The 6355-nt window shown below is 68.2% G+C and carries 7 protein-coding genes and 1 tRNA gene; 5 read left to right on the plus strand and 3 right to left on the minus strand.

Going from position 1 to position 6355, the window contains the following annotated elements; genetic code table 11:
* Positions 1-3: 3 nt before the first annotated feature.
* Complete coding sequence (locus H7F53_RS13685) at positions 4-642, minus strand: lytic transglycosylase domain-containing protein (protein ID WP_246438904.1); 639 nt, start codon at positions 640-642, stop codon at positions 4-6.
* A 187-nt stretch (positions 643-829) separates the two neighbouring features.
* On the opposite strand from H7F53_RS13685, the gene H7F53_RS13690 reads away from it, so the two are divergent.
* The 3 genes from H7F53_RS13690 (at position 830) to H7F53_RS13700 (ending at position 4130) form a co-directional block, all read left to right on the plus strand.
* Positions 830-1636 (plus strand): response regulator, encoded by an 807-nt coding sequence (locus tag H7F53_RS13690; protein ID WP_185680059.1) that lies wholly within the window; start codon positions 830-832, stop codon positions 1634-1636.
* Between the two features lie 129 nt (positions 1637-1765).
* Positions 1766-2692 carry a dioxygenase family protein gene (locus H7F53_RS13695; RefSeq protein WP_185680060.1) on the plus strand — a complete coding sequence of 309 codons (927 nt, stop codon included), beginning with the start codon at positions 1766-1768 and terminating at the stop codon, positions 2690-2692.
* 106 nt (positions 2693-2798) lie between these two features.
* Entirely contained in the window at positions 2799-4130 is a 1332-nt protein-coding gene (locus H7F53_RS13700) for a phospholipid carrier-dependent glycosyltransferase (RefSeq protein ID WP_185680061.1), read from the plus strand.
* Between the two features lie 264 nt (positions 4131-4394).
* Here H7F53_RS13700 and H7F53_RS13705 read toward each other — a convergent pair.
* Positions 4395-4484, minus strand: a tRNA-Ser gene (locus tag H7F53_RS13705).
* A gap of 164 nt (positions 4485-4648) precedes the next feature.
* On the opposite strand from H7F53_RS13705, the gene hspQ reads away from it, so the two are divergent.
* On the plus strand, positions 4649-5038 hold the full coding sequence (gene hspQ, locus H7F53_RS13710; protein WP_185680062.1) for a heat shock protein HspQ: 390 nt from the start codon (positions 4649-4651) through the stop codon (positions 5036-5038).
* A 28-nt stretch (positions 5039-5066) separates the two neighbouring features.
* Here the strand turns inward: hspQ and H7F53_RS13715 are convergent, their stop codons facing one another.
* Positions 5067-5960, minus strand: coding sequence for an ABC transporter permease (locus H7F53_RS13715; RefSeq protein ID WP_185680063.1), 894 nt, complete (start codon positions 5958-5960; stop codon positions 5067-5069).
* 83 nt (positions 5961-6043) lie between these two features.
* Here H7F53_RS13715 and H7F53_RS13720 point away from each other — a divergent pair.
* Positions 6044-6355 (plus strand): GcrA family cell cycle regulator (locus H7F53_RS13720; RefSeq protein WP_221773741.1); only part of this gene is annotated, 312 nt, incomplete at its 3' end.

Genomic DNA, 6355 nt, shown 5'->3' on the forward strand with positions numbered 1-6355 from the left:
GGATCAATCGCCCTGCGCCCGGGCGGCAAGCCGTCCGGTGATGCTGGCGACATAGGTGCGGGTTTCGGCAATTGCGGGCACGGTACCGGCGCGGCTGACCCGCCGCGGACCCGCGTTGTAGGCAGCCAGCGCAAGCTCGATATTGTTGTCGAACCGGTCGAGCTGCTGGCGCAGATAGGTAGCGGCGCCGATCAGGTTCTGCGCCGGATCATGGGGGTTGACGCCCAGCTGGCGTGCCGTTCCCGGCATCAGCTGACCCAGCCCGATGGCTCCGGCGGGCGAGCGGGCACGGCTGTTCCAGCGGCTTTCCTGCCAGACCAGGGTGGCCAGCAGATCCGGACTGATCGCCGCATGGTTCGCCGCCCGGTCGAGCGCCTCGCGGTACACGGACGGAGCGGGAGTGGCACCAAGGATCGTCACGGCCGCGGCCGGCAGCCCGTCGGATGCCGGGGCCGGGCCGGTTGTCCCGGCGGCAGCGGGCTGGTCAGCCGCAGGCGGTTCGCCAGCCCACAGCCCGGCAGCCGTGCCCCGCGGAACGAATACGCGGCCCCGGCTGTCGATCTCGACGACCTGGCCGCGCGCCGCCACGGCCGGGACCATGCCCGCAGCGACTGCAGCGATCAGGAACAGGCGGGAGGCCAACGGGTGGGCAGAAGGAAGGGCGCATCGGATCATGGCCGTATCATCCGGCTGCCGCATTGCGCCGGAATTTCGCTGGCATTGCGCCAAGTTTGCATCCCCGCACAGGCCGCGCCAACGGCAACACGGGTGAAATCCGGCGGCGAAAATGGAGTGGCAAGTTGCGCCGATGCACGCCACACTATGCCCCATGGACTATTCGAGCCGCATCCTGATCGTTGATGACGATGAGGGTATCCGGACCCTGATCTCCGAGTTTCTGACCAAGCACGGCTTCGTGACCCGGACCGCCGCGGACACGAGCGAGATGCGCCGCCGGCTGGACGAGGACCGGTACGACCTGATCGTCCTGGATGTGATGATGCCCCGCGAGGATGGCCTGACGGCCCTGCGCGGACTGGCCAGTGCGGGACCTCCGGTCATCATGCTGAGCGCGGTGGGCAGCGATATCGATCGGATTGTCGGGCTCGAGATGGGCGCGCAGGATTACCTGGCCAAGCCTTGCAACCCGCGCGAGTTGCTGGCCCGGATCCGCACGGTGCTGCGCCGGGCCGGCGCAGCCGCAGGCGGCCTTGCGGAACCGCAAGCGCAGAACGCCACAGCGCCCGCACAGCCCGCGACACCAGCTGCGCCAGCGGCACCCAAGGCGCCCGATGGGTCGCCGGATCGGACCGTTCTGACATTCGCCGGCTGGCGCATGGATCTGGGCTCACGGCTGCTGCTGGATCCTTCTGACCAGTTGGTGGCTCTCTCCGACGGGGAGTTCCGTCTGCTGCGCGCTTTCGTCGAGCACCCGCGCCGGGTGCTGACGCGCGACCAGTTGCTCGATTGGTCGCGCGGCGAGACGAGCGAGAACTTCGATCGGGCGATCGACGTCCAGCTCTCGCGCCTGCGCAAGAAGTTGGCCGAGGCAAGCGCGCACAGTGGCCATGACCTGATCCGCACGGTCCGCAACGAAGGCTACCTCTTCACCGCGCAGGTGTCGCCAGCCGGTTGATCCGGACCTGTCCCGGCGGGTGCAACATTCCCGCAAAGTGGCCGAAATCGCCTGGCAAACTGGCACCCCGACACCTGGTGGCGAAGGTTCCGGCAGTCCTGTCGGATCCAGCCACTGGAGACAGCAGCAATGAGCCACTCCCACGATTCCCACGACGATTCCGAAACCGAACGGGGCCTGATGCACGATCTCGCCGTCATGGACGCGCGGTTCCTGGCACGGCGCCGGGCCCTGGCGTTCCTGGCCAGTGCGGGAACCGCCACAGCCCTGGCCGCCTGCGGCGAAGGCAGCGGGAGTTCGAGCAGCTCTTCGTCGACCTCCAGTTCGTCCAGCTCCAGCTCGTCGAGCTCGTCTTCTTCAAGTTCGTCTTCGAGCTCCTCCTCGTCCTCAAGCGGGACCTGCCTGGCCGATCCCACCGAAACCAACGGGCCCTACCCGGCCGACGGCACCAACACCTCCAGCGGTGCGACCTCCAACGTGCTGACCACCAGCGGGGTTGTGCGAAGCGACATCCGCTCGAGCTTCATCTCGTCCACCTCGACCACCTCCGGTGTCTTGTTGACCCTCAAGATCCGTCTGGTCAGCGTCTCGGGCGGATGCACGCCGATCGTCGGCGCGGCGATCTACCTGTGGCACTGCAATGCAGCCGGCCTCTACTCGCTCTACTCGTCCGGCGCGACGACCGAGAGCTGGCTGCGAGGCGTGCAGATCACCGACGCCAACGGCGAAGTCACCTTCACCACAGTCTATCCGGGCTGCTATCAGGGGCGCTATCCGCACATCCACTTCGAGGTGTTCCGCAGCGGACTGACCACCTCGAGCACGGGTCGCACCGCATCGCTCATCGGGCAGCTGTGCATGCCTGCCGCCGTGAACACGGCCGTTTACGCCACCAGCGCCTATGCCAGTTCGGTCAACCCCTACAATTCGATCACGCTGTCGAGCGACAACATCTTCGGCGACAACAGTTCGGCCCAGATTGCCCAGCAAACGCCAAGCCTGACCGGCAGCACGAGCGCCGGCTATTCCGGCACGGTCACGGTCGGTCTGGCCTGATAGGGCAGAGAGCGTGGTCGGGTCTGCGGAACACAGTCTGGCCCGACCCGCCCGTGCGGGCCGTCCCGCGCCAGCGTCGGAGCACCGGCAGATCGCGCAGGGCGCCGTGGCCGTTGCGCTGGTCGCGGCCTTCCTGCTGCTGTTCCGGCTGGGCGAGCCGCGCGCCCCGATCTGGGACGAGGCCTATTACCTGACGGCAACCGCGCGGTATCAGGCAGGGACGGCCCAGTTCGCGTCGCATCCTCCGCTCGGGCTGATCCTGATCATGGCCGGCGACACGGCCTGGGGGACAAACCGCCATGTCGATCAGACGGCGGTGGCCGCCACCAAGACGATCAGGGCCGAGCAGCTCCCGGCCAACTACAGCTATGTCGGCGTGAGGCTGGCCTCGGCCCTGGTCGGTTGCCTCGACATGGTCCTGTTCTTCCTGCTCATGCTCAGGCTGAGCGGAAGCCTGTCCACCGGCTTGCTGGCGACCGGCCTGATGCTGTTCGACCCGGCCATGCTGGTCCAGTTCCGCGCCGCACAGCTCGATTCGTTCCAGGTCTGCTTTCTGTTGCTCGCGCTGCACAGCCTGATCGCCGCGGTGCGCCGCCCGCACTGGTTGGCGTGGTTCGGCTTCGGCCTGTGTGTCATGCTGGCGGCACTGGTCAGGGCCAACGGTCTCCTGATCGGGCTCGGCGGCGCCGCAGTCGTGCTCTACCGGCTGCCGGCGCTGGGGTGGCGGAGGAGCGCGGGACATGCCGCGGCCGGCCTGGCTGGCGGAGCGACCGGACTTGTGGCCATTGCGCTCACCTGCGCAGCCCTGTCCGCCCGACCGCCGGATCTGGCGACCGACGCGGGGCGAAAGGATGCGGCCTTCCTGTCGCCAACACATCGCGCCGCCCTCGAGAGCGGCAGGTGGACGCTGCCGGCCTACGGCGCGCTGGTGGCCGACCATGCGAGGTTCATCGCCGCCGATCTGGCCGGTGTCCCGCGCCACGACCCCAACGGATCGACCCCGCTCCAGTGGCTGGCGGGCGGCGGTGCGATCGCCTACCGCTGGACCTCGTCCCCGGAGGGACGATCCTATGTCGCGCTGGTCCCCAACCGGGTGGCCTGGTGCCTTTCCTTGCTGGGCGTCCTGGTATCACTCGCCAGGTTGCCGCGCAGGATGGAGGCCATCCCGCTGGCGCTGGTCGTCATCTGGCTGTCCAGTCTGGCCAGCATGGTGGTGCTGCAACACACCCGCGTGCTTTACGCCTATCATCACTTCATCCCGCTGATTTGCGGCTATGCTCTGGGCGGTCAGGCGCTCCGGCTGAAAGCCCCCCCGGAGGGGGTGGTCATGCTGCTTCAGGCGGCGCTGCTGGCCGGGTTCGCGCTGCTTGTCCCGTTCGTCTACGCTCAGCCGGTGCAACCCTGGCGATGCCAGCTTGCCGGACTTGGCCCGTGCTGACAGCGCCCGACGGTGCCCCCAAGGCGGAGCCCTGCGGACGTCCCGCACCGCAGTCCCCGCAACCGCAGTCCCCGCACCGCGCGGCTCGCCGTGGCCACACGGCAGCACCAGGAAGGTGCCCGATACCGGAAACCCGACCCGGCCCGCAGCGGCTCGCGCCGGACATGGCCGTGCCGGGGTGAACTCCCCCCTGCGGGCAGCCGCCTGTCAACGCCTGGGCGGCGCAAGTTTCCCGAGTGTCTCTGGCTGCCCCTGGCAGTCACCTGGCGGAGAGGGTGGGATTCGAACCCACGGTACGGTTGCCCGTACACCGCATTTCGAGTGCGGCGCATTCGACCACTCTGCCACCTCTCCGCGAAGTGTCGGGAGCGGCCGCGCGGGCCGTCCGGTCGAGGAACGGCGCCGTTAGCGGATGGGGCCGCGGTTGCCAAGCCCCTGCGTGGCGGGCGGCTGCGGAAATCGCGCCCGGTCCGCCGCGGCCGGGTTGTTTCGCACCCGCAACAACCTATATTCGGGCTATGGAACCGTTCGAGCGCGCCAGCTTCTTCTCGCCTCAGGCCGGTCGGCTGATCGAGGCCCCCCGCCATGCCCATGCCCGTTTCGGCATCGGCGACGTGGTCCGCCACCGTCATTTCGACTTCCGCGGCGTGGTGTTCGACATCGATCCGGTCTTCGCCAACACCGAGGAATGGTACGAGGCGATCCCGCAGGAAATCCGGCCCGAGCGCGAGCAGCCCTACTATCACCTGCTCGCCGAGAACGGTGAGAACAGCTACGTCGCCTATGTCAGCCAGCAGAACCTGGTGGGTGACGCCGATGGCGGGCCGGTCGAGCATCCGGCCGTGGCCGACCTGTTCGAGGGCTTTGCCGGCGGCCGTTACCGCCTGCGCAACGGGATGACCCACTGAGGCCAGGCGCCATGGCCGGCGCCGCCGGTCAGCTCTTGAGCTTCCAGCCCGAGCGCAGCAGCACGTAGGTCACGATGCCCAGCACGAGGTTGAGCACGCCCAGCCCGATCGCCCCCTGCAGCACGTGCAGGTTGGTATCGCCGATGTCGCTGCGCCCCAGGAAACCGAACCGGAAGCCCGAAATCACGTAGAAGAACGGGTTCAGCCGGCTGGCGGTCTGGAATGCGGGAGCGAGATTGTCGATCACGTAGAACGTGCCCGAAAGCATGGTCAGCGGGGTGATGACGAAGTTGGTCACCGCCGCGTTGTGGTCGAACTTCTCGGCCCACAGCGAGGTCAGCAGGCCGATGAAGGCGAGCATGATCGAGCCCATCAACCCGAACCACACGATCGCCCAGGCATGCGGCGCGGCCAGCTGCACGTCCGGCCACAGCATGATTGCGCCGGCCAGGGCCAGCCCGACCAGAACCGCGCGGGTCACCGCTGCGCCGATCAGCGCCAGCATCAGCTCGATCTCGGAGAAGGGGGGCATCAGATAGTCGATGATCGTGCCCTGGATCTTGCCGGCGAGAAAACTGAAGCTCGAATTGGCGAAGGCATTGTTCATCATGCCCATGGCGATCAGGCCCGGCGCGACGAAGGTGGCGAAGGACACGCCCAGCACCGTCCGGCTGCCGCCGCCCAGCGCCAGGGTGAAGATCATCAGGTACAGCAGCGTGGTCACCGCCGGGGCCCAGATCGTCTGGGTCTGAACCTTGAAAAAGCGGCGCACCTCCTTGATATAGAGGGTCCACAAGCCGAGCCCGTTGATCTGGTGGATCAGTGGTACGCCCGGCTCCGAGAAAGCCCGTTGCGAACGGCGTGCGGGAGCGATCCCGGAGGCGGAAGCGGGGGCGAACGTATCCTGGGGTTGATCGGCCATAGCGCGGCGACTATCGGCACCCTTTGGCATTGGCAAGCGTCGGCGCGACCGATCGGCGCGCGGCACGGAAAGAACAGGCTGGAATGAGCTGGACCGACGAACGCATCGAGAAGCTGACCAAGATGTGGGAAGGCGGCGCTACTGCCAGCCAGATCGCTGAAGAGCTGGGCGGCGTCAGCCGCAACGCGGTGATCGGCAAGGCGCACCGCCTCGGGCTCAAGGCCCGCCCCTCACCGGTCAAGCCGAACGAGAAGGAGCCCGCCCCTGCCCCGGCCCCCAAGGCGCCCAAGCCCGAGGCGGCGGCCAAGCCCGCGCCCGCGCCGCGCGCCGAACCGGTCCGGACCGAGGCCCCGGCCGCTCCGGCCGCCGCCCCGCGCGCAGCTGCGGCGCCCGCT

This window comes from Novosphingobium piscinae (assembly GCF_014230355.1).
Taxonomy (GTDB): Bacteria; Pseudomonadota; Alphaproteobacteria; order Sphingomonadales; family Sphingomonadaceae; genus Novosphingobium; species Novosphingobium piscinae.